The sequence below is a fragment of the Gammaproteobacteria bacterium genome, from assembly GCA_029880545.1.
In the GTDB taxonomy this organism is placed as follows: Bacteria; Pseudomonadota; Gammaproteobacteria; order Acidiferrobacterales; family SZUA-150; genus JAOUOD01.
Genome location: JAOUOD010000005.1, coordinates 46,863 through 67,700 on the forward strand (window position 1 = coordinate 46,863; position 20,838 = coordinate 67,700).

The window sequence follows — 20,838 nt, forward strand, 5'->3', positions numbered from 1 at the left end:
CCTTCCGCGTTGTTTACATGTCCATGCCCGCTAACGGGCATATTTCCGAATGAACTCCTCAGGGGATAGTGTGGCTGAATTAACTGGTGCCGATATATTCGTTCAGAGCCTGGTGGACGAAGGCGTCGACTACGTCTTTGGTTACCCGGGCGGAGCGACCTTGTACATTTATGACTCCTTGTACCAGCAGGACAAGGTGAAGCATATTCTCACGCGTCATGAGCAGGCAGCGGTACACGCGGCTGATGGCTATGCACGCTCCAATGGACGGTGTGGTGTTGCCCTGGTGACATCCGGCCCCGGCGCCACCAACGCGGTGACCGGTATTGCCACGGCCTACATGGACTCGATTCCACTGGTGGTGTTTACCGGCCAGGTATTCTCGCACCTGATTGGTGATGATGCGTTCCAGGAAGTGGATTCCATTGGAATTACCCGCCCCTGTGTGAAACACAATTTCCTGGTCAAGGATGTCCGGGACCTGGCCTGCACCATCAAGAAAGCATTTCATATTGCCACCACCGGGCGACCGGGTCCGGTGGTCGTGGATATACCCAAGGATGTGACGATCAACAAGGCCGAGTACGAATATCCGAAGAAGATCGATATGCGTTCCTACCAGCCGGTGACCTCGGGTCACGCCGGCCAGATCAGGCGCGCGGTGGATCTGTTGCTGTCAGCCAGGAAACCGATGATTTATTCCGGTGGTGGCACGGTCCTGGGTGAAGCCTCGACTGAACTGAGAGAACTGGTGCGCAAGCTGGGCTACCCGATTACACAAACGTTGATGGGCCTGGGTGCTTTCCCGGCATCTGATCCGCAATCGCTGGGCATGCTCGGCATGCATGGCACCTACGAATCGAACATGGCCATGCACGGATGTGATGTGTTGCTGGCTGTTGGCGCCCGTTTTGATGATCGTGTTACCGGGGACACTGCCAAGTTCTGTCCCGACGCCCGCATCATTCATATTGACGTCGATCCGGCATCCATCTCCAAGACTATTGAAGTGGAGATCCCCATTGTCGGCAACGTCAAGAGTGTGCTTGCTGACATGTTGCAACTGGTCAAGTCCTCGAAGCAGGATGTGGACAAGGCGGCCCTGGAAAAATGGTGGGACCAGATCAACGAGTGGCGTGGTCTCAATTGCATGGCCTATGACCGCAAGTCCGGGCTGATCAAGCCGCAGTTTGTTGTCGAGACGTTGCACAAGCTGACTGGCGGTGATGCATATGTTACTTCCGATGTGGGACAGCACCAGATGTGGGCAGCGCAATATTATGGTTTTGACGAACCGCGTCGCTGGATCAACTCCGGTGGTCTTGGCACCATGGGGTTTGGTTTACCGGCAGCCATGGGCGTGCAGTTTGCCCATCCCGGCGCGCAAGTGGCCTGTATTACCGGTGAAGGCAGTATCCAGATGAATATCCAGGAGCTGTCCACCTGTGCCCAGTATGATTTACCGATCAAGGTTCTGTGTCTCAACAACCGTTACCTCGGCATGGTGCGCCAGTGGCAGGAGTTCTTCTATGATCGCCGCTATTCACATTCATACATGGATTCATTGCCCGATTTCGTCAAGCTGGCGGAAAGCTATGGCCATGTCGGATTGCGCGCGGAAAAGCCGGAAGATGTCGAGGCAGTAATGAAAGAAGGTCTGGCGATGAAGAACAGGTTTGTATTCATGGATTTTGTCACCGACCAGGAAGAAAACGTTTACCCGATGATGGCAGCAGGCCGGCCGCATAATGAAATGCATCTTGGCCCCTGCACCGACGCGGTAGACCCGGATCGGGAGTTGGCCTGATGCGACATATTATTTCCGTGTTGCTGGAAAACGAGGCCGGTGCCCTGTCGCGTGTAGCCGGGCTGTTTTCCGCCCGTGGTTACAACATTGAATCGCTGACCGTTGCACCGACGGAGGACCCGAGCCTGTCTCGCATGACCCTGGTTACCCGCGGTTCCGAGCGTGTTATCGAGCAGATCACCAAGCAGCTCAACAAGCTGATTGATGTGGTCAAGCTGATTGATCTGACTGAAGGCGCGCATATCGAGCGTGAAATGATGCTTATCAAGGTGCGAGCTGTCGGTGACATGCGTGAAGAGGTCAAGCGCCTGGTGGATATCTTCCGTGGCCGCATTATCGACGTGACCGACAAGACCTACACCATCGAAATGACCGGTGACAGCCGCAAGCTGGATTCCTTTATCCAGGCGTTGCCGGCAACTGACATTATCGAAACTGTGCGCTCCGGCGTATCCGGTATCAGTCGAGGCGAAAAGAGCCTGCGGCTGTAGACAAACGAATTATACATTTTCAGTTTAAGGACCAAGATCATGTTGAATGTTTATTACGATAAAGACTGTGACCTTTCTATTATCAAGGGCATGAAAGTAACAATTGTTGGTTATGGCTCACAGGGCCATGCCCATGCCAACAACCTCAAGGATTCCGGCGTTGATGTAACCGTTGCCCTGCGCGAAGGTTCTGCTTCAGCTGCCAAGGCGGAAAAAGCCGGCCTCAAGGTGATGAACAATATTGATGCGGTGAAGCAGGCTGACCTGGTCATGGTCCTGACACCTGATGAATTCCAGTCACAGCTTTACAAGAATGACATTGAGCCCAACCTGAAGAAGGGCGCGGTACTGGCCTTTGCGCACGGTTTCTCCATACATTACAACCAGGTTGTGCCACGCGCCGATCTCGACGTGGTCATGATTGCCCCCAAGGCACCGGGCCATACCGTGCGTAACGAGTTCACCAAGGGTGGCGGTATTCCTGACCTGATTGCCGTCTTCCAGGATGCGTCTGGCAAGGCCCTGGAAATTGCCAAGTCTTATGCTTCTGCCATTGGTGGCGGTCGTACCGGTATTATCGAAACTACCTTCAAGGACGAAACCGAAACTGACCTGTTTGGTGAACAGGCTGTACTGTGTGGTGGTGCGGTTGAGCTGGTCAAGGCCGGTTTTGAAACCCTGGTTGAAGCCGGTTACGCGCCGGAAATGGCCTACTTCGAATGCCTGCACGAACTGAAGCTGATCGTTGACCTCATGTATGAAGGCGGTATCGCCAACATGAATTACTCCATTTCCAACAATGCCGAGTACGGTGAATATGTTACCGGGCCGAAGGTTATCAACGACGAGAGTCGCTGGGCCATGAAGGAAGCGCTGCAGAACATCCAGAACGGTGAATACGCCAAGCGTTTCATCCTGGAAGGGCAGAGTAACTACCCGGAAATGACCGCACACCGCCGCAACAATGCTGCGCACCCGATCGAGCAGGTCGGTGCCAAGCTGCGTGGCATGATGCCGTGGATCACGGCCAACGCTCTGGTCGACAAGAGCAAGAACTAGAAACGAAAGCGGAGTACAGCTAATGGCTATCAATCCCACTGCGCGCCACCCTATCCTGGCGCGCGAGGGTTGGGTACACATCGTACTCAGTTTGCTTGCTGCGGGTGGTGTGCAGTATTACTTTGGCACTGTTGCAGCCGCCCCGTTGTGGGTCGCGGTGCTGTTCATGCTGCAGTTTTTCCGCGACCCGCATCGCAAGGTTCCTGCCGAACCGCTTGGGATTATCTGCCCGGCAGATGGCAAGGTCATCAAGGTGGATGAAGTACAGGATCCTTATCTTGATCGTCCGGCCAAGCGCATCAGCGTATTCATGAATGTGTTTAATGTTCATGCCAACCGCAGCCCGATCGAGGGCAAGGTGGCGGAGCGCTGGTATCACAAGGGACAATTCTTCAACGCGGCGCTGGACAAGGCGTCCGAGCAGAATGAGCGGAATGCCTTGTGGATACAGACGGATGAAGGTGATGATATTACCGTTGTCCAGGTAGCCGGGCTCATTGCCCGCCGTATTCTTTGCTACAAACAACCGGGTGACCGGGTCGGCCAGGGCGAGCGTTACGGCTTTATCCGTTTCGGCTCCCGTGTTGACCTGTATTTGCCGTTGACTGCGCAGGTCAAGGTTTCGCTGGGTGACAAGGTGAAGAGCGGTACCGATATCCTGGCCATGCTGGTGCATTGATCCTGTTGTCAAGCAGCATCAAGTTGACAACAATAATGGTATACCAGGCGGCGCAGGTGTTGAGCGCTGCCGGACCCGAGGAGGCAACATGGCCCAGCGACCCGAAGCGCAAATGCAGGACAAGGCAAAGAAAAAGGTTTTGCTTATTATGAACCAGGATCAACGGCGCAGGGGCATTTACATTCTGCCCAACCTGTTTACCACAGCAGCCCTGTTTGCCGGCTTTTATGCCATGGTGCAGGCCATGAACGGCAACTTTGGCGCTGCGCCACTGGCTATCTATATTGCCATGGTCATGGACGGGCTGGACGGCCGTGTTGCCCGCTGGACCAATACCCAGAGTGATTTTGGTGCCGAGTATGACAGCCTCGCCGACATGGTCTCGTTTGGCATGGCACCGGCACTCATCATGTATGAGTGGGCGCTGTCGGGTCTTGGCAAGATAGGCTGGCTGGTTGCGTTTATTTATGCTTGCAGTGCCGCGCTGCGTCTTGCGCGTTTCAATACCCAGCTGGATACCGCCGATAAACAGAATTTTTATGGTTTACCCAGCCCGTCAGCTGCAGCCGTGGTCATGGGCTTTATCTGGGTATTGCACAGCTATGGCGTGCCGGGCAGGGAAATCAGTTTCCTGGCGCTGGCAGTGACCCTTGGCGCGGGCTTGCTCATGGTAAGCAACATACGTTACCGCAGTTTCAAGGATCTGAACGTCAAGGGCAAGGTATCGTTCATGGCCGTCTTGCTGGTACCGGCTGCTTTTGTGCTGGTGTTTCTTGATCCGCCACGGGCGCTGTTTGGCGTCTTTATGTTGTATGCATTATCGGGCCCTGTGAGGGCGCTTTACCAGCTTGTCCGTCATGGCCGCAAGCCAGGTAACAAGCCGGCGACTACCACGGATTCCGACTAGTTTTTGGCAGTGTATTTTGAGGCTGGCGACTGCGTCGCCCTGAACTCGCCTGGCTGACCCGTCCCTCGCCAGCAGCCGGCGTGTTGACACTGCAATGCAGGTCAATGTTTTCTGTGCCGGTATTTTTCCGCATTACATCAATCAGGCGGCTCACACAGGCTGGAAGCGAAAGCCTGTTGCAGTTCGTTTTGCGCCTTGGCTGCCGCGGCAATACCGGCATCAATGGCTTCGTTGCCCCGGTAAAATTCGAGAAAGCCAATAGCCGAGGTTTGCGGCCGAATCAGGATTTCCGGCGGGTCACCGGCCATGCGGCTGCGCATGATGCGTTGTTGCATGATATCGATACTGTCAATTACCACGTCAACCAGGGATGGTGAGTCGATGTCGCCATTGCCAGTTTCGGCAAACAGTTGCCTGACTCGATCGATAAATCCCTTGGGTTCCGGCTTGTCAGGTTCATCCTGAGGCAGGGGTTCGTAGCGCAGGGCGGTCCTGGGTGTGGTTAGTGCCACGGCAATGACAATATCGGCACCGAGTGCGCGACATACGGAAACCGGCACCGGGTTAACCAGGCCGCCATCCACCAGCCAGCCACCACGATAGGTGACGGGCGTGAAAATTCCGGGCAGGGCAACGGAAGCCCGCGTCGCTTTCATGATGGAACCGCTACGTAGCCAGATCTCCTGGCCATTACCCAGCTGCGTTGCGACGGCCGCGTAGGGGCGCGAAAGATCATCAATGTCACAATCCCGCAGGTGCTTGCCGAGAAACTCAAACAGTTTCTCGCCGGCGATGACGCCACCGCTGAAACTGAAGTCCAGCAGCGATACGACTTCGCGCCACTTGAGCTGCCTGATCCAGTTCTCCAGCGTATCCAGTTGATCGGAGGCATAAGCGGCACCAACCAGCGCGCCGATGGATGTTCCGCAAATAATGTCCGGGTGAATGCCGCATTGTTCGAGCTTGCGCAAGACACCGATGTGGGCCCAGCCGCGTGCGCCACCACCGCCCAGCGCAAGACCGATGCGCGGTGTCCCGGGATTGGCCTGGCGTTTGTTCGAGCTCATGCGTTCATCTTAAAGCATTCACTACCGGCAGGTAAGGGCTTGCGTACGGCTCATGCCTGCCACCGGGAACCGGATTGGCCCCGGAGTATGCGGTGCTACCGGTACAGTTCGCTGTATTCATCCCGTAACAGGTTTTTCTGTACCTTGCCCATGGTGTTGCGTGGCAGCTTGTCGACAATAATAATTTTCTTCGGAATCTTGTAACCGGCCAGCTGTTGCTTGAGTTGCCTGATCATGCCGGCTTCTTCCGGTTGGCGACCGTTGTCTTTCAGTACAATGACGGCGGTAACGGCTTCACCGAAATCCGTATGAGGCAGTCCGATAACCGCGGATTCCTGAACGTTATCCATGTCGTCGATCAGGCTTTCCAGTTCCTTGGGGTAGACGTTGTAACCACCGGTGATAATCATATCCTTGCTGCGACCAACAATGGATACATAACCTTGTTCATTTATTCTGGCCATGTCGCCGGTTCGGAAAAAACCGTCTTCGGTAAATTCCTCGGCGGTCTTGTCCGGCATGCGCCAGTAACCCCTGAATACATTTTCGCCCCGGACCTGCAGATTGCCAACCGTGTTGACCGGTACGGCCTGGTCGCTGTCGTCGACAACGCGGGCTTCGACTCCCGGAAGTGCCGGGCCAACCGTGCCGGCGATGCGATCTCCTTCCAGGGGATTGGAAGTATTCATGCCGGTCTCGGTCATGCCATAGCGCTCAAGAATCGTATGGCCGGTACGCTCGCGAAAATCCACAAAGGTTTGTTCCAGCAGTGGCGCTGACCCGGAAACAAACAGGCGCATGTTGCTGCAGACGTCGCGGGTAAAGCGAGCGTCAGCAAGCAGTCGTGTATAAAAGGTTGGCACACCCATGAGCACAGTTGAGCGGGGGAGTAGCCGGACTACGGTATCGGTATCAAACCTGGGCGCGAACAGCATTTTGCTGCCATTGAGCAGTACGCAGTGACAGGCGACAAACAGGCCGTGAATATGAAAGATGGGCAAGGCATGCAGTAACACGTCGTCTTTGGTCCAGCCCCAGGCCTGGTGCAGGGCAAGCCCGTTGGCGGCCAGGTTGTTGTGGCTGATCATTGCACCCTTGGGTCGCCCGGTTGTGCCCGAGGTGTACAGGATAACGGCGACATCGTCGGGTTCGCATGTTGTCACGGTGTGTTCGGCGGGCTGAGTGTTTGCTGCATCGATCAGTGATCCGCTCCCGGTTTTATCGAGATCGAAGATACGGCTGCCGAGACTGGCGGTCAGGGTGACAAAGCGCCCCGTATTGGCCGGATCACACACTACTGCCGCCGGCTCGGCATTGGACATGAAATACGCAAGCTCGGATTCGGTGTAGCCGGTGTTGAGCGGCAGGTAGATAAAGCCGGCGCGCAGGCAGGCCAGGTATAAAAACAGGGCCTGTGGTGATTTTTCCACCTGGACCGCGACCCGGTCACCGCGTTTCACGCCGGACTGTTCCAGTATGTTGGCAATCCGGGCAGATGTGACGCGCAAGTCACCGTAGCTAAAGTATTGATTATCCGGAGTTTCGATAAACGTCACCTGATCTTCCGGGAAACGGGATTCAAACAGGGCGTAAATGTTGGTGTACGGTGACATAGAATTCATGGTTGATTAAGGATTCCGGTGCAAGTAGACTGAAAAATAATTATAAATTACAAATTATATTATAGTCGATTTTTGCCTGTCTCTGCTCCGGGGAATATGGCGTGACGATTGGTCGTACAATAGTCAATAATAAAAGAACCGGGCAACAACAAAAACAGAGACAGGTGACAGGAGTGATCAAGAAACAGGCGCTATACGAGCAGGTTGCCGATCTGGTCAGGCAACGTATCTACGACGGCCAGCTCATCCCCGGCGAAGCCATTGATGAGCGCGCATTATGCGAATTATATGAAATCAGCCGCACGCCGTTGCGCGAAGCCCTGAAAGTACTCAGCCGTGAGGGCTTGGTCGAACTCAAGCCCAATCGCGGCTGTTTTGTGCGGAACGTGGAAATGGCCGAGTTGGCAGAGTTGTTTCCGGTGATGTCGGTGCTTGAAGGCCTGGCAGCCAGGCAGGCCGCGGAGAATCTTACCGACCAGGACCTTGCTGAGCTGGAGCAAATGCACGAAGAGCTTGAGCGGCGGGCGCAGTCGGGAGATATCACCGCGTATTATGAAGCCAATTCTGCGTTTCATATGAAAGTACAGGCTTTGTCGGATAATCGCTGGTTGCAGCGAGTAGGATCCGAGTTGCGACAGGTGTTGAAATTGGCGCGTCACAGCCAGTTGACCATACCTGGGCGCCTGTCGGCATCCTTGCAGGAACATCGAGAAATTCTGGGTGCATTCCGACAGCGGGATGCGGCCGGGGCGGATCGCCTGATGCAGACTCACTTGATGGCGCAATGGCGCATCCTGGAACAGCAGGCAGACCGGAATCCGGGCGCGAGACAGCGTAGTTCTGCCTGATTTATTAACCTGAAAACGCAGTAGTACCTTTAAGAAAATAGGAGGAGTGTTACATGAAGCAATTTAAAACCCTGTTTGGCGCTGCCGCGGTAGCCGCACTGATGGGCGCCAGCACCCTGGCATCTGCGGGCGACGTGACCTTGCGCGCCTCGCATCAATGGCCAGGTGGCAAGGGCGATATTCGCGACGAAATGGTACAAATGATTGCGCGTGATGTGAATGCCGCCAATCTGGGTATCAAGATACAGGTGTACCCGGGCAAATCACTGTTCAAGCCCAAAGAGCAGTGGGGCGCCATGACCAAGGGCCAGCTTGATATGACAGCTTTTCCGCTGGCATATGCGGCGGGTCGCCATCCTGAATTCAATCTGACCCTGATGCCGGGCCTTGTCAAAAATCATGACCATGCGCGTCGTTTGAACAAGTCCGAGTTCATGAACCGTATCAAGAAGATCATGAATGACGCCGGTGTTGTGGTGCTGGCTGATACCTGGCTGGCTGGCGGTTTTGTTTCCAAGAAAGAATGTATCCTGGAACCAGACAGTGCCAAGGGTCAGACATTCCGTGCTGCCGGCAAGTCATTCAACCAGATGATGGCGGCTGCGGGTTCGTCAATTACCGACATGCCGAGCTCTGAAATCTATTCAGCGCTGCAGACCGGCGTGCTGGATGGTGCCATTACCAGTTCCGCAAGCCTGGTGTCTTACCGCATCTACGAACAGGTCAAATGCCTGACCGCACCGGGTGACAACGCCCTGTGGGTTATGTATGAACCGATCCTGATGGCCAAGTCCACCTTCGACAAGCTCAACAAGAAACAGCAGGATGTCATCATGGCTTCTGCCAGGAAAGCTGAAGAGTTTGCCTACAATGGCGCAAAGAAAGTGGACGTCCAGCTGGTTGAGGCATACAAGAAGGCTGGCGTAAAAGTGGTTACCATGACTGCCGAACAGGCGGCCAAGTGGAAGAAAATTGCTGATACGTCTTCTTACAAGGCATTTGCCGATAGCGTAGAGGGTGGTCGTGAGCTGCTCGATATGGCGTTGTCAGTGGAATAAATGACAGCCAAGGCTGCCAGCGTAACCTGGCAGCCTTTTTTTGTGTGATTCCAATGATTAAGAAATTTATTGATCTGGTAGCGATTATCTCCAGGCTTTGCGGCATAAGTGCCGCGTTGATGATCCTGCTATCAGTGCTGGTCGTCTGCCAGATGGTGGTGGTCCGATACGTGTTGCAGGAATCGGTGATTTGGCAGACCGAGCTGGTCACCTACCTGTTAATTGCCGCGACACTGATTGGCAGCCCGTATGTGTTGCTGACCAAGGGCCACGTTAACGTGGACCTGGTGCCGATATATCTCAAGCGCAGGTCGCGTTTTTATCTTGCCCTGTTTGCTTCTGTTTCTTCATGGCTCTTTTGTTTGCTGATGACCTGGCTCGGCTTTGAATTCTGGCTTGAAGCCTGGGAAGGAAACTGGCTGTCTGAATCTGTCTGGGAAGTCCGCCTGTGGATTCCCTATGCCGCGTTACCCCTGGGATTTGCAATTATTTCCTTGCAGTACCTGGCCGATATCCTGAGCCTGTTTACCGGTCTCGAAATGCCATTTGGCATTAATGATGCTGATGCTGCGGAGATGGAAGAATGAGTCCGTTAATACTGGGCATACTGGTTGCAACCACCCTGATCCTCGTCCTGCTTGCCGGGGCGCCGGTGGCATTCTCTCTTGGCATGGTAGCCATTGTATTTTTGATAGCTGTTCAGGGCTTTTCCGGTCTGCAGGTAGTGGCCGATACTGTTTTTGGCGGCCTTGACGAATTTGCATTGCTGTCCATCCCCATGTTTATTCTTATGGGCGCAGCCATTGCATCATCACGCGCCGGTGGTGATTTGTACGAAGCGCTCGAGCGCTGGCTTTATCGTGTGCCCGGCGGTTTGATTATTTCCAACCTTGGCGCTTGCTCGATCTTTGCTGCCTTGAGTGGCTCATCACCGGCAACCTGTGCCGCCATCGGCAAGATGGGTATCCCGGAAATGAAAAAGCGTGGTTACCCGGATGGCTTGGCCACCGGCGCTATTGCTGCCGGCGGTACCCTGGGCATCCTGATTCCGCCAAGCATTACCATGATCGTCTACGGCATAACCACTGAAACATCGATTGGTCGCCTGTTTATTGCCGGCATTCTTCCGGGTCTGATGCTGACGTCGCTGTTCATGGCATGGTCGCTGTATTACGCCAAGAAAAACGGTTTCCACTTTCGTATAGGTGACGCGGTTTATAGTTGGAAGCAGAAACTGGAGATCATGCCCCGCATTCTGCCGTTCCTGGTTATTATCGTGATGATATTGTGGGCGTTGTACGGCGGCGTCGCTACTCCTTCAGAAGCGGCAGGAGTGGGCGCATTTGTCTGTATCGCGCTGGTAATACTCATCTACAGGATGATCAACCCGGGCGAATTGTGGGAAGTGCTGCGCAGCGCCACCCGTGAATCCGTCATGATCATGATGATTATCGCCATGGCGGCGCTGTTCAGTTACATGATGTCCACTTTGTATATCACGCAGGCATTGGCAGAATGGATCGCTGCCATGGAAGTAAACAAGTGGGTGTTACTGTTGTTCGTCAACCTGTTTCTCCTGGTAGCCGGGTTATTCCTGCCACCAGTTGCAGTAATCCTGATGACTGCGCCGACACTGGTACCGATTATCGAGCAGGCCGGTTTTGACGCCATCTGGTTTGGTGTGATGCTTACACTCAATATGGAAATCGGGTTAATAACGCCACCAGTAGGACTGAATCTCTACGTGATTAACAGTATCGCTCCTGATGTTAAATTGCCTACGATACTCAAAGGCGCGTTACCGTTCATGTTATGCATGGTACTGGGTATTATTCTCCTGGTTATCTTCCCGGGTATTGCTACATGGTTGCCTGACTTCCTCATGGGTCCGGCTGTCTAGCCGCGGCCCAATGAAACGATAATAGTGGAGCTGCTGATCCTGTTTTCCATGGGCGCGCTTGCCGGTACCACGGCAGGCCTGCTCGGTATTGGTGGCGGCATTATTATCGTACCGGTGCTGGCCATGGTGTTTCAGCAGCAGGGCGTCGATATATCGGTGCTCATGCATACGTCGATCGGCACATCCCTGGCGACCATTGTTATTACATCGTTGTCTTCAACCCGGGCACACCATAAGCACGGCGCAGTGCAATGGCAAGTGTTCCGTGTGATTACGCCCGGCATCATTATTGGCGGCTTGCTGGGATCAGTTATCGCCAGGATAATAGACGGCGGATTGTTGCGTACATTGTTTATCGGTTTTATGTTCATTGTTGCATTCCAGTTCGCTCGTGGCTTTGCCACCAGGCCGCATCGCAAGCTGCCCGGTGCCGTGGGCATGCTTGGTTCGGGAACCGTTATTGGCACTGTGTCGTCGATGATGGGAATAGGCGGCGGCTCCATGAGCGTGCCGTTCCTGACCTGGTGCAATATGTCCGTGCGCAATGCTGTTGCGACATCGGCTGCCATTGGTATCCCAATTGCCGTGGCCGGAGCAACTGGCTATATCCTGAACGGATGGAACGCGCCGATGCGCCCGTCCTGGAGCCTTGGTTTTGTGAACGTACCCGCATTCCTCGGTATAGTCGTTGCCAGCACCCTGTTCGCGCCCATCGGCGCGCGCCTTGCGCACAAAATCCCCGAAAAAACCCTGAAGCGCATTTTTGCGCTGTTCCTGGTGATTGTTGGAATCCGCCTGATTCTGACCAGCTGATGCGACCAGGGGAATTTTTGCTTCCCAACCCTAAAAACAGGGGTTATAGTCATACGATGATTTCCATCAGGTACATCGGCATTAGTTTCTTTTCCCCCTGTCATCAGCCGGGTCACCTGCTGCTGTCCCTGCGACTGCTGCGCGTCAGCGCATAATAACCCTGCCTGGCGAGGCCAAACGCACTCCAAGATCTGAAAAAATTTCCCGACCCTGACGGATTCCGTCGGATGTTTCGGATACAATCCGGGCGAATTGCCCGGTGCTGAACAAAGTTTGCGAGGCCAATAATGAGTGACCGACTGATTATTTTTGATACCACCTTGCGCGATGGCGAGCAGAGCCCCGGCGCATCCATGACCCGTGACGAAAAAGTCCGTATCGCCAAGGTTCTGGAGAAAATGCGCGTCGACGTGATTGAGGCCGGGTTCCCTATTGCCAGTCCGGGCGATTTTGAGTCGGTGAAGGCGGTTGCCGAGATCATCAAGGACAGTACCGTTGCCGGCCTGGCCCGGGCTGCCGAGAAGGATATCGATCGTGCCGCCGAAGCCATCAAGCCGGCCAATTCCGGTCGTATTCATACCTTCATTGCCACGTCACCGATCCACATGCAGGACAAGCTGCGCATGACGCCGGACCAGGTGCTGGAGCGGGCCGTGTGGGCTGTCAAGCGCGCACGCAACTATACCGATGACGTGGAATTTTCACCCGAAGACGCCGGTCGCTCGGACCCGGATTTTTTGTGTCGGGTGCTGGAAGCGGTTATTGATGCCGGTGCGCGGACGCTCAATATTCCCGATACCGTGGGTTATAACATCCCGAGCCAGTTTGGCGACCTGATCAAGACCCTGCGCGAGCGTATTCCCAATTCCGACAAGGCGGTGTTCTCGGTGCATTGCCATAATGATCTTGGTCTTGCTGTCGCCAACTCGCTGGCAGCGGTGGTCAACGGTGCGCGCCAGGTAGAGTGCACCATAAACGGCCTGGGTGAGCGAGCCGGCAACGCTTCACTGGAAGAGATTGTCATGGCTGTGCGCACGCGCCAGGATGTATTCGATTGCGATACCCGAATTGACACCACCCAGATCGTGCCGGCCAGCCGCCTGGTATCCAACATCACCGGGTTCCCGGTTCAGCCCAACAAGGCCATTGTTGGTGCCAATGCCTTTGCCCACGAATCCGGTATTCACCAGGACGGCGTAATCAAGAAGCGCGAAACCTACGAGATCATGCGTGCTGAAGATGTTGGCTGGTCGGCCAACCGCATGGTGCTGGGCAAGCATTCCGGGCGCAATGCGTTCAAGACGCACATGGCCGAACTCGGTTTTGAGTTCAAATCTGATGACGAGTTGAACTCGGCGTTCAGTCGATTCAAGGATCTCGCCGACAAGAAACACGAGATCTTCGACGAAGACCTGCAAGCCCTGATGACCGAGGAGGGGTCCGAGCAGGAAAACGAGCGTTTCAAGCTGGTGTATCTCAAGGTGTGTTCGGAAACCGGGGAGGTGCCGAGTGCCGAACTGTCACTGACCATTGATGGCACGGAAGCAAAAGTAATGGCTGAGGGCAGTGGCCCGGTAGATGCATCGTTCAAGGCCATAGAAAGCGCATTCAGCAGTGGTGCCGAGTTGCAGTTGTACTCGGTTAACAATATTACTACCGGCACAGACTCCCAGGGTGAAGTGACCGTGCGCCTGGAAAAATCAGGCCACATTGTGAATGGTCATGGCGCTGATACCGATATCGTCGTGGCATCGGCCAAAGCCTATATAAATGCCCTGAACAAGCTGATTGCGCCAGGCCAGCGAGATCATCCCCAGGCTGAACAACCGATCTGATCAGCAACTTGGGCGGTCTGTAGCCCTGTCCGGACACCCGGGCAGGGCTTTTTTGTTTCTGTTGTGCTTCCGCAGTTGACAGGCATCAAGGAAGTGAACCCGGCAAACCTGCAGTATAAAATTTTCCAATGGAGAAAATCATGTTTGGTGAGCATCACAGCCTGTTGAATGACTTCCCCGAATTAAGAGACAAGATTCATGAATTAAAGGCAGCTAACCCGGATTTTGCATCCATGTACGAGGAGTATGATCGCGTTGACAAGGAGGTATATAAAATCGAGGAACAAATCGAAACGCGGTCAGACGCATACACGGAAGATCTGAAAAAAAGACGGGTTATGCTGAAAGACAAGCTGTACGCCTTGTTAACCGCGCCGTAATGAGTTCATAATTAAGCAGCTGCCCGGCCTCGCGCCGGGCGCAAGCCTGCGAAGTCTCGGGCCATCTGTATTTTCAAACCTCACAGAGCATTGGCGGAGAAACATTATGGCAACCGATATTGCGGTCAAGGAGCTTGATCCCGAAGAAGCCCAGGCGCTGCTGCATAATGAGCCAGCGGGCATTCTCGTGGATATCCGCTCACACATGGAATACCTGTTTATCGGCCACCCGGCCGGTTGTGTGCATATCCCCTGGATTGACGAGCCGGACTGGAAAATCAACCCCAACTTCATACGCGAGCTACGCCAACTGGTGCTGGGAGGTTTGTCCCATGATTCGGCTACGGTCAACGATGTACCTATCGTGCTGATATGCCGTAGTGGTAAACGTTCGCTGGAAGCCGGCGCACGCCTGATCGAAGATGGCTTTCATCGTGTCTACAGTGTGCGCCACGGCTTCGAGGGTGAACTGGACGACAATCATCATCGCAGCACCTTGTCCGGCTGGCGCTTTGACGGATTACCCTGGGAGCAATGCTGACCTCGACCGCGGACGAAAGGCGGAGAATACGACGATGCATTTATGCCGGTTTTTGGCCTTGATACTGGTCAAGGAAACCGCCGCTAATCGGGATTCTGATCAAGCAAAGAATTGGATAACAATTATAATACTTTCAACCTGGCTTTGGCACCTGACGGCAAATGCTGAAGGTGTGCCTGTTGACGAAAAAGGCCGGATCGAGTCATATAGCGCGGTACATTTATCCCATGCTTCACTGGCGATCTCGGTGAAACATACCGGGCTCGGTTACGAAACCGCTGATCATGAAATTGACTCCCAGGGTATTGGTTATCGTATCGTGGCAACCCGGCGCATGGACAATGGCCTGGGTTTCGGCTGGGGATTCTCGACATCAATATACAGCTCCAGTGCCAATCGTGTTGATCTCTATATGCAGCCGGTGATGGTTGAGTTGTCGCTGTCCAGGAAATGGGCGGATTGGCAGGGCTATGCAAGCCTGGGTGCGGGTGACACCTATGTGCGATACAGCCTGGGGGTGAACGGAGACACGTATAATATTGAAGGCACGGACTCCAGTCCGTCTCTTGATGATTATCAGGTGCGTTTCGGTATCAACAGAAAATCCGGTGCCAGCACCCGGTTATTCCTGGAGTACGAGTTGTTGCGCGTACACCTCAATGCCGATGGCTGGTTTAGCGGTGTCGACAAGGGTGGAACCATTCGCAGTTCGGCAATAAATGCAGGTATTCTGTTTTTGTTGAACTGACAGAAGAAGACAAGAAGCGTGCGAGTACTGTAATGGAAAGCAGCGTCGCGATAGCTGCCGATGCCGGATCAGGAATTGATCGCGCCGCTACCCGGGCCGGAATCCCGGTGCCGTGGGGGTGTCGCAATTTAACCCGTAGACCAGGTCGCCGAGCCGGAAGACATTGCCGAGGCTGTCAGCTGGATGAGTTCAGACGCGACTTCCTGTTTGAATGGTCATGCCAGGACCGCTGATGGCGGTTTCGTCGCGCACTGGGTATTGTGATTTTTGTCGCCAACGCCGGGTTTGACAGGCATTGGCGGCTTACATTTTTCTCCAGACCCTATAAAATCCGCACTGAATAATCATTCCCGAAACCGGGAAGACACATAACAAGAGGAGGAGTACGGGATGCAGGGTCTTGATATCGCTGTATTGATCATTTATATCCTAGCCGTTACCGCGTTCGGTGCCTGGTTTTACCGGCGTGCTGATACACCGGAAGGTTTTACCGCGGCCGGAAGCCGTCTTCCTGGCTGGGCGGTCGGGCTGTCCATATTTGGAACCTATCTGTCTTCCATCTCATTCCTGGCGCTGCCGGGAAAAGCCTACGCCAGCAACTGGCTGGCATTTGTGTTCTCGCTGTCGCTGCCGTTGGCGGCCTGGGCAGCCGGAAAATGGTTTGTGCCACTTTATCGCGCATCCGGGGATGTATCCGCCTATGCCTATCTTGAGCGCCGGTTCGGATTATGGGCGCGCATGTATGCCATGACATTTTACCTGCTCACGCAACTCGCGCGCATGGGTACCATCATGTTCCTGATTGCGCTGGCGCTGGAAAGTCTTACAGGCTGGGATATCAAAACCATTATTGTTGTTTCAGGAATCCTCATTACCTTTTATACCGTGGTCGGTGGTATCGAGGCGGTCATCTGGACGGATGTGATACAGAGTATTGTGCTGACCTTGGGTGCAATGGCCTGTGTCGCGGTCCTGCTGCTGGGCGATCCTGGCGCTGCGGCGTTATTCAGCAAGGCTGCCGAAGCAGACAAGTTCTCGCTGGGCTCGTTCGCGCCGGTATTTACCGAGGCGACCGTATGGGTGGTGCTGCTCTATGGCATTGTCATCAACCTGCAGAACTTTGGTGTTGACCAGTCCTATATTCAGCGCTACCAGACGGCTCGCTCGCTGGAAGATGCGCGTTGCTCGGTCTGGATTGGCGTCCTGGTATATATACCCGTAGGCCTGATGTTCCTGTTGATAGGCAGCCTGCTATGGGCCTACTACCAGTTGAGCCCGGAACTGTTGCCAGAAGCGTTGCAGGCAGCCGGCTCCGGTGACCGTGTGTTCCCGCACTTTATTGTGACCCAGTTGCCCGCCGGCATAACCGGATTGCTGATTGCCGCTCTGGCCGCTGCTGCCATGAGTTCGGTGGATACTTCAATCAATTCTTCATCCACGATCCTGATGACGGATGTATACAGGCGCCTGGTCAATCCTGGTGCCAGTGACAAACAGGCCATGCGTTTCCTGCGCCTGGCTACCGTAGGCCTGGGTGTTCTTGGTACGGCCACGGCATTGCTGATGATATCCATCAAGAGTGCGCTTGACGTATGGTGGCACCTGGCCGGTATTTTTTCCGGTGGCATGCTTGGCCTGTTCCTGCTTGGTGCATTTTCACGTCGGGCCGCCGGCGCCCAGGCATTGGCGGCGATGGTGGCAGGATTCGCGGTTATCGTATGGGCCACGTTCAGCAGCAAGGTCGATGCCGCCTGGGCCAACAGTCTGCACAGTTTCATGACAACGGTTATTGCTACTGTTGCAATATTCGGTGTTGGTATCCTGCTGTCACGTGGACGTGAGCGACGCGGCGTCAGCAAGCCGGCGGAAACGATATACGATATCGAGCAGTAGATTCATGTTCGATTGAAACAGGTACTGACAACAGGGAGGTAGGAAGATGGCAAAGAATATCGTGGTGTTTTCCGATGGTACGGGGCAAGAAGGGGGAAACGGTTTCAATACCAATATCTACAAACTTTTCAACATGATCGAGGATCGTACAGCGGAGCAGGTGGCTTTTTATGATGCCGGTCTGGGAACCGGCTGGAACAAGCTCAGTGGCATGATCGGCGGCGCCGGAATGTCACGAAATATCCAGGAATGTTATCGATTCATATTTGATCATTACGAAGCCGGGGATAATATTTTCCTGTTTGGATTCAGTCGTGGCGCGGCAACGGTGCGCAGCCTGTCGAGCTTTATTCATTACTTCGGTATCCTGCCGAAGTCCAGGCCGGAGCTGATCAAGAAGGCATACGCTATATATCGGATCGGCGATGCCGAAAAACGCAAGCAGGCGGCCGATGACTTTGTCAGTCGGCATCGCACCATGTGGACAAGAATCCGCTTTCTCGGTTGTTATGATACGGTAGCCGCACTTGGCTTGCCATCGAAGACAGCCAGCGCATTTCTCGACGGGCTGCCCGGGTTCCGTCACAAGTTTCATGATTTCCGTTTGAGCGAAAGCGTCGAGACCGCCTGTCACGCGTTGGCCATTGATGATGAGCGCAAAACCTTTCATCCGATTCCGTGGGAAAATCAGGTGCTGGATTACCAGGTGATAAAGCAGGTCTGGTTTTGTGGCGTGCATACAGATGTGGGTGGCGGTTACAAAAAGCAGGGCCTGGCTGGCATTCCCCTGGTATGGATGACCCGGCATGCTGTGGACAAGGGGCTGAAAATCTATAATGGTCACAAGGTCCTGATCAAGGAGGCGGCTGACGGTCACATGCATGACTCCCGCGAAGGCATTGCTTCGGTATATCGAAAGAAACAAAGGCAATGGGATGCAGCACGTCTGGGTAAGCCGGTTGTTCATGAAAGCGTGTTGCAGCGCAAGCTGAACCAGGACAACAAGGAATCACCCGTCTATCGACCATGGATACTGGATATGGATCATGATGTTGAACCCTGGCTGCGGCATGAACAACAGCCATGGTTTGTTGATAACAAGCCGTGAGTCGGACTGATGCATTTGGTGGGCATGTAACCCGGTACGATGCCTGGTTCGACTCCAATGCGGAGAGTTACCAAGCTGAGCTGAATGCGCTGCGCTCCCTGTTACACGGGTCAGGGTCAGCGCTTGAAGTAGGTGTCGGCACCGGGCGGTTTGCTGCAGAGCTGGGTATCGGTATCGGCGTTGATGCGTCAGCGGCCATGCTGGCCGTGGCGAGTCAGCGAAACCTGCATGTTGCGCAGGCTTTGGCTGAATCTTTGCCATTCCGTGATGCATCGTTTGACTGCCTGCTATTTGTAACCAGCCTGTGTTTTGTTCGTTCTGTCGAAGCAGCTTTGGCTGAAGCTGTTCGCGTGTTGCGACCTGGCGGCGCGTTGATTATCGGTATGATCAATGCGGACAGCCAACTTGGCAGGCAATACCAGGTGCGACAGCACGACAGCGTGTTTTATCGTGATGCCCGGTTTATGACCGTATCCGGACTGGAGAACTTGCTGACGCGACCCGGGCTCAAGATTGATCGGTGGTGTCAAACCCTGGCCAGTAATGAGCGCGGCGACACTGATTTTTCTGCAAGTCCGGGAAACAGGCCAGGGGGATTTGTTGTTGTGCGCGCGCTAAAATCTGCCGTGATCTGAGCCGCGCGCCGGTGTCACGGTCTTCAGCCTTTGCCCCGGGTCTTGGTACGATGAGGCCTCGCATTTTTCTCAATGAAGGCAACAATCATGTTGGCAACATCCTTGCCGGTAGATTTCTCGATACCTTCGAGCCCGGGTGAGGAATTGACTTCCATAATCAACGGTCCGCGAGATGACCTGAGTATATCCACGCCGGCCATGTTGAGGCCGATAATTCGCGTGGCGCGAATGGCGGCCGCACGTTCTTCCTTGCTCAACTTGGTCAGGATAGCGGTGCCGCCGCGATGCAGGTTGGAACGAAACTCGCCTTCCTTGGCAGTACGTTCCATAGCAGCAACAACCTTGTCGCCGACGACAAAACAACGAATATCGGAACCCCTGGCTTCCTTGATAAACTCCTGGACCAGGAAGTTGGCATCCAGTTCATGGAAGGCATCAATCAGGCTTTCAGCTGCCTTCTGGGTTTCAGCCAGTACCACGCCGCGACCCTGCGTGCCTTCCGTAATCTTCACAACCAGCGGCGCACCGCCGACCAGGTCAATAAGTGCATTGGTATCATCTACCGAGTGGGCAAAGCCGGTAATAGGCAATCCAACACCTTTTCGCGCCAACAGCTGCAGGCTGCGCAACTTGTCGCGCGCGCGGCCGATGGAGACGGATTCATTTATCGGATAGACGCCCATCATTTCAAACTGGCGCAATACCGCCAGTCCGTAACGGGTGATGGATGCGCCGATGCGTGGAATCACCGCATCAAAGTCGGTCAGTTTCTCCCCGTGGTAGCTCAATGATGGCCGGTCCGAAGTGACATCGATGTAGCATTTGAGCGGATCAATAACCTTGGCCTTGTGTCCGCGAGCTTCGGCAGCCTCAACCAGGCGGCGTGTTGAATACAGTCGACGATTGCGCGAGAGAATGGCGATCTTCATGGTTATTCCTCTTCGTCGTGTCGGCGGCTGAGTATCGATAACAGTGTCGGACTGGCATCCGGCTTGCCGGCGAGATGGTCGGCGCCCGGGTCAACAACAAAGTTGTCAACTATGGCTGTACGACCCAGCAGCATGCGAAAGCGCATGCTGTCACGATTGGTCAACGTGGTCTCAATAGGCCAGGTCAGGTCACCAATAACGATATGGGTGCGAATAACGTAACGTTCTTCCTTGTGGCCACCGGAATCGGAGACCATGCGTCGATCAATGACTGCGGCTTCGCAATGCAGTTCGGTGCGCGTATTGTTGCGCTCCGGGTGCAGGCCAAAGCGCACATGTTTGACACCGTCTTTTTCAAACGGTTCGACGTAAAAAGCGTGCAGTGCCGAGGTGCGCGCCCCGGTGTCGACCTTGCATTCGATGAGATCAATACCAAGGTCGGGCAGGGCAATCCATTCTCGCCAGCCCAGCACGGGGAAGTTTCGGCTTTCAATTGGCATCAGGTTTTCCTTTGTTGT

21 protein-coding genes are annotated in these 20,838 nt (G+C 54.5%); 17 read left to right on the forward strand and 4 right to left on the reverse strand.

Features of this window, described 5'->3' with window-relative positions:
* Nucleotides 1–49: 49 nt before the first annotated feature.
* From OEZ10_06900 to pssA, 5 genes are all read left to right on the forward strand, one after another.
* On the forward strand, nucleotides 50–1,807 hold the full coding sequence (locus tag OEZ10_06900; GenBank protein ID MDH5632711.1) for an acetolactate synthase 3 large subunit: 1,758 nt from the start codon (nucleotides 50–52) through the stop codon (nucleotides 1,805–1,807).
* Nucleotides 1,807–2,298, forward strand: coding sequence for an acetolactate synthase small subunit (gene ilvN, locus OEZ10_06905; GenBank protein ID MDH5632712.1), 492 nt, complete (start codon nucleotides 1,807–1,809; stop codon nucleotides 2,296–2,298). Before OEZ10_06900 ends, ilvN begins: the two co-directional genes overlap by 1 nt.
* 42 nt (nucleotides 2,299–2,340) lie before the next feature.
* Nucleotides 2,341–3,357 carry a ketol-acid reductoisomerase gene (ilvC, locus tag OEZ10_06910; GenBank protein MDH5632713.1) on the forward strand — a complete coding sequence of 339 codons (1,017 nt, stop codon included), beginning with the start codon at nucleotides 2,341–2,343 and terminating at the stop codon, nucleotides 3,355–3,357.
* Nucleotides 3,358–3,379: 22 nt separating this feature from the next.
* Complete coding sequence (locus tag OEZ10_06915) at nucleotides 3,380–4,036, forward strand: phosphatidylserine decarboxylase (protein ID MDH5632714.1); 657 nt, start codon at nucleotides 3,380–3,382, stop codon at nucleotides 4,034–4,036.
* Between the two features lie 112 nt (nucleotides 4,037–4,148).
* Complete coding sequence (gene pssA / locus OEZ10_06920) at nucleotides 4,149–4,943, forward strand: CDP-diacylglycerol--serine O-phosphatidyltransferase (protein MDH5632715.1); 795 nt, start codon at nucleotides 4,149–4,151, stop codon at nucleotides 4,941–4,943.
* A gap of 137 nt (nucleotides 4,944–5,080) precedes the next feature.
* On the opposite strand, the gene rssA is transcribed toward pssA, so the two are convergent.
* Together rssA and OEZ10_06930 are read right to left on the reverse strand one after the other, a co-directional pair.
* Nucleotides 5,081–6,010, reverse strand: a complete 930-nt coding sequence (rssA, locus tag OEZ10_06925; GenBank protein MDH5632716.1) for a patatin-like phospholipase RssA — start codon at nucleotides 6,008–6,010, stop codon at nucleotides 5,081–5,083.
* A 95-nt stretch (nucleotides 6,011–6,105) separates the two neighbouring features.
* Nucleotides 6,106–7,632, reverse strand: a complete 1,527-nt coding sequence (locus OEZ10_06930; protein MDH5632717.1) for a malonyl-CoA synthase — start codon at nucleotides 7,630–7,632, stop codon at nucleotides 6,106–6,108.
* Between the two features lie 173 nt (nucleotides 7,633–7,805).
* Here OEZ10_06930 and OEZ10_06935 point away from each other — a divergent pair, with 173 nt between their 5' ends.
* From OEZ10_06935 to OEZ10_06990, 12 genes are all read left to right on the forward strand, one after another.
* Complete coding sequence (locus OEZ10_06935) at nucleotides 7,806–8,480, forward strand: GntR family transcriptional regulator (protein ID MDH5632718.1); 675 nt, start codon at nucleotides 7,806–7,808, stop codon at nucleotides 8,478–8,480.
* A 53-nt stretch (nucleotides 8,481–8,533) separates the two neighbouring features.
* Nucleotides 8,534–9,538: a TRAP transporter substrate-binding protein DctP gene (gene dctP, locus OEZ10_06940; protein MDH5632719.1), complete on the forward strand. Its 1,005-nt coding sequence runs from the start codon at nucleotides 8,534–8,536 to the stop codon at nucleotides 9,536–9,538.
* A 53-nt stretch (nucleotides 9,539–9,591) separates the two neighbouring features.
* The gene (locus OEZ10_06945; GenBank protein ID MDH5632720.1) at nucleotides 9,592–10,125 is read left to right on the forward strand and encodes a TRAP transporter small permease; all 534 of its coding nucleotides are present in this window, start codon (nucleotides 9,592–9,594) and stop codon (nucleotides 10,123–10,125) included.
* The gene (locus OEZ10_06950) at nucleotides 10,122–11,438 is read left to right on the forward strand and encodes a TRAP transporter large permease (GenBank protein MDH5632721.1); all 1,317 of its coding nucleotides are present in this window, start codon (nucleotides 10,122–10,124) and stop codon (nucleotides 11,436–11,438) included. The genes OEZ10_06945 and OEZ10_06950 overlap by 4 nt, the downstream gene beginning before the upstream one ends.
* Before the next feature lie 18 nt (nucleotides 11,439–11,456).
* Nucleotides 11,457–12,251, forward strand: coding sequence for a sulfite exporter TauE/SafE family protein (locus OEZ10_06955; protein MDH5632722.1), 795 nt, complete (start codon nucleotides 11,457–11,459; stop codon nucleotides 12,249–12,251).
* A 287-nt stretch (nucleotides 12,252–12,538) separates the two neighbouring features.
* Nucleotides 12,539–14,086 carry a 2-isopropylmalate synthase gene (locus OEZ10_06960; GenBank protein MDH5632723.1) on the forward strand — a complete coding sequence of 516 codons (1,548 nt, stop codon included), beginning with the start codon at nucleotides 12,539–12,541 and terminating at the stop codon, nucleotides 14,084–14,086.
* Nucleotides 14,087–14,226: 140 nt separating this feature from the next.
* Nucleotides 14,227–14,466 (forward strand): DUF465 domain-containing protein, encoded by a 240-nt coding sequence (locus tag OEZ10_06965; protein MDH5632724.1) that lies wholly within the window; start codon nucleotides 14,227–14,229, stop codon nucleotides 14,464–14,466.
* Nucleotides 14,467–14,572: 106 nt separating this feature from the next.
* A complete protein-coding gene (locus OEZ10_06970; GenBank protein MDH5632725.1) occupies nucleotides 14,573–15,007 on the forward strand; it encodes a rhodanese-like domain-containing protein in 435 nt (144 codons plus the stop codon).
* Nucleotides 15,008–15,179: 172 nt separating this feature from the next.
* The gene (locus tag OEZ10_06975; protein MDH5632726.1) at nucleotides 15,180–15,755 is read left to right on the forward strand and encodes a hypothetical protein; all 576 of its coding nucleotides are present in this window, start codon (nucleotides 15,180–15,182) and stop codon (nucleotides 15,753–15,755) included.
* Between the two features lie 390 nt (nucleotides 15,756–16,145).
* Nucleotides 16,146–17,648: a sodium:solute symporter gene (locus OEZ10_06980; GenBank protein MDH5632727.1), complete on the forward strand. Its 1,503-nt coding sequence runs from the start codon at nucleotides 16,146–16,148 to the stop codon at nucleotides 17,646–17,648.
* 46 nt (nucleotides 17,649–17,694) lie between these two features.
* The gene (locus OEZ10_06985) at nucleotides 17,695–18,756 is read left to right on the forward strand and encodes a DUF2235 domain-containing protein (GenBank protein ID MDH5632728.1); all 1,062 of its coding nucleotides are present in this window, start codon (nucleotides 17,695–17,697) and stop codon (nucleotides 18,754–18,756) included.
* On the forward strand, nucleotides 18,753–19,391 hold the full coding sequence (locus OEZ10_06990; GenBank protein ID MDH5632729.1) for a class I SAM-dependent methyltransferase: 639 nt from the start codon (nucleotides 18,753–18,755) through the stop codon (nucleotides 19,389–19,391). The genes OEZ10_06985 and OEZ10_06990 overlap by 4 nt, the downstream gene beginning before the upstream one ends.
* A gap of 23 nt (nucleotides 19,392–19,414) precedes the next feature.
* Here OEZ10_06990 and rimK read toward each other — a convergent pair whose 3' ends face one another.
* Nucleotides 19,415–20,320 carry a 30S ribosomal protein S6--L-glutamate ligase gene (gene rimK / locus OEZ10_06995; GenBank protein MDH5632730.1) on the reverse strand — a complete coding sequence of 302 codons (906 nt, stop codon included), beginning with the start codon at nucleotides 20,318–20,320 and terminating at the stop codon, nucleotides 19,415–19,417.
* 2 nt (nucleotides 20,321–20,322) lie between these two features.
* Nucleotides 20,323–20,820 carry an ATP-dependent zinc protease gene (locus OEZ10_07000; GenBank protein MDH5632731.1) on the reverse strand — a complete coding sequence of 166 codons (498 nt, stop codon included), beginning with the start codon at nucleotides 20,818–20,820 and terminating at the stop codon, nucleotides 20,323–20,325.
* Nucleotides 20,821–20,838: the final 18 nt, after the last annotated feature.

What these genes read in the sequence shown, in the direction of transcription:
- OEZ10_06900 (MDH5632711.1), top strand. Translation starts at nt 50, where the DNA reads ATGAACTCCTCAGGGGATAGTGTGGCTGAATTAACTGGTGCCGATATA.
- ilvN (MDH5632712.1), top strand. Translation starts at nt 1,807, where the DNA reads ATGCGACATATTATTTCCGTGTTGCTGGAAAACGAGGCCGGTGCCCTG.
- OEZ10_06915 (MDH5632714.1), top strand. Translation starts at nt 3,380, where the DNA reads ATGGCTATCAATCCCACTGCGCGCCACCCTATCCTGGCGCGCGAGGGT.
- pssA (MDH5632715.1), top strand. Translation starts at nt 4,149, where the DNA reads ATGCAGGACAAGGCAAAGAAAAAGGTTTTGCTTATTATGAACCAGGAT.
- rssA (MDH5632716.1), bottom strand. Translation starts at nt 6,010, where the DNA reads ATGAGCTCGAACAAACGCCAGGCCAATCCCGGGACACCGCGCATCGGT.
- OEZ10_06930 (MDH5632717.1), bottom strand. Translation starts at nt 7,632, where the DNA reads ATGAATTCTATGTCACCGTACACCAACATTTACGCCCTGTTTGAATCC.
- dctP (MDH5632719.1), top strand. Translation starts at nt 8,534, where the DNA reads ATGAAGCAATTTAAAACCCTGTTTGGCGCTGCCGCGGTAGCCGCACTG.
- OEZ10_06945 (MDH5632720.1), top strand. Translation starts at nt 9,592, where the DNA reads ATGATTAAGAAATTTATTGATCTGGTAGCGATTATCTCCAGGCTTTGC.
- OEZ10_06950 (MDH5632721.1), top strand. Translation starts at nt 10,122, where the DNA reads ATGAGTCCGTTAATACTGGGCATACTGGTTGCAACCACCCTGATCCTC.
- OEZ10_06960 (MDH5632723.1), top strand. Translation starts at nt 12,539, where the DNA reads ATGAGTGACCGACTGATTATTTTTGATACCACCTTGCGCGATGGCGAG.
- OEZ10_06965 (MDH5632724.1), top strand. Translation starts at nt 14,227, where the DNA reads ATGTTTGGTGAGCATCACAGCCTGTTGAATGACTTCCCCGAATTAAGA.
- OEZ10_06970 (MDH5632725.1), top strand. Translation starts at nt 14,573, where the DNA reads ATGGCAACCGATATTGCGGTCAAGGAGCTTGATCCCGAAGAAGCCCAG.
- OEZ10_06980 (MDH5632727.1), top strand. Translation starts at nt 16,146, where the DNA reads ATGCAGGGTCTTGATATCGCTGTATTGATCATTTATATCCTAGCCGTT.
- OEZ10_06985 (MDH5632728.1), top strand. Translation starts at nt 17,695, where the DNA reads ATGGCAAAGAATATCGTGGTGTTTTCCGATGGTACGGGGCAAGAAGGG.
- rimK (MDH5632730.1), bottom strand. Translation starts at nt 20,320, where the DNA reads ATGAAGATCGCCATTCTCTCGCGCAATCGTCGACTGTATTCAACACGC.
- OEZ10_07000 (MDH5632731.1), bottom strand. Translation starts at nt 20,820, where the DNA reads ATGCCAATTGAAAGCCGAAACTTCCCCGTGCTGGGCTGGCGAGAATGG.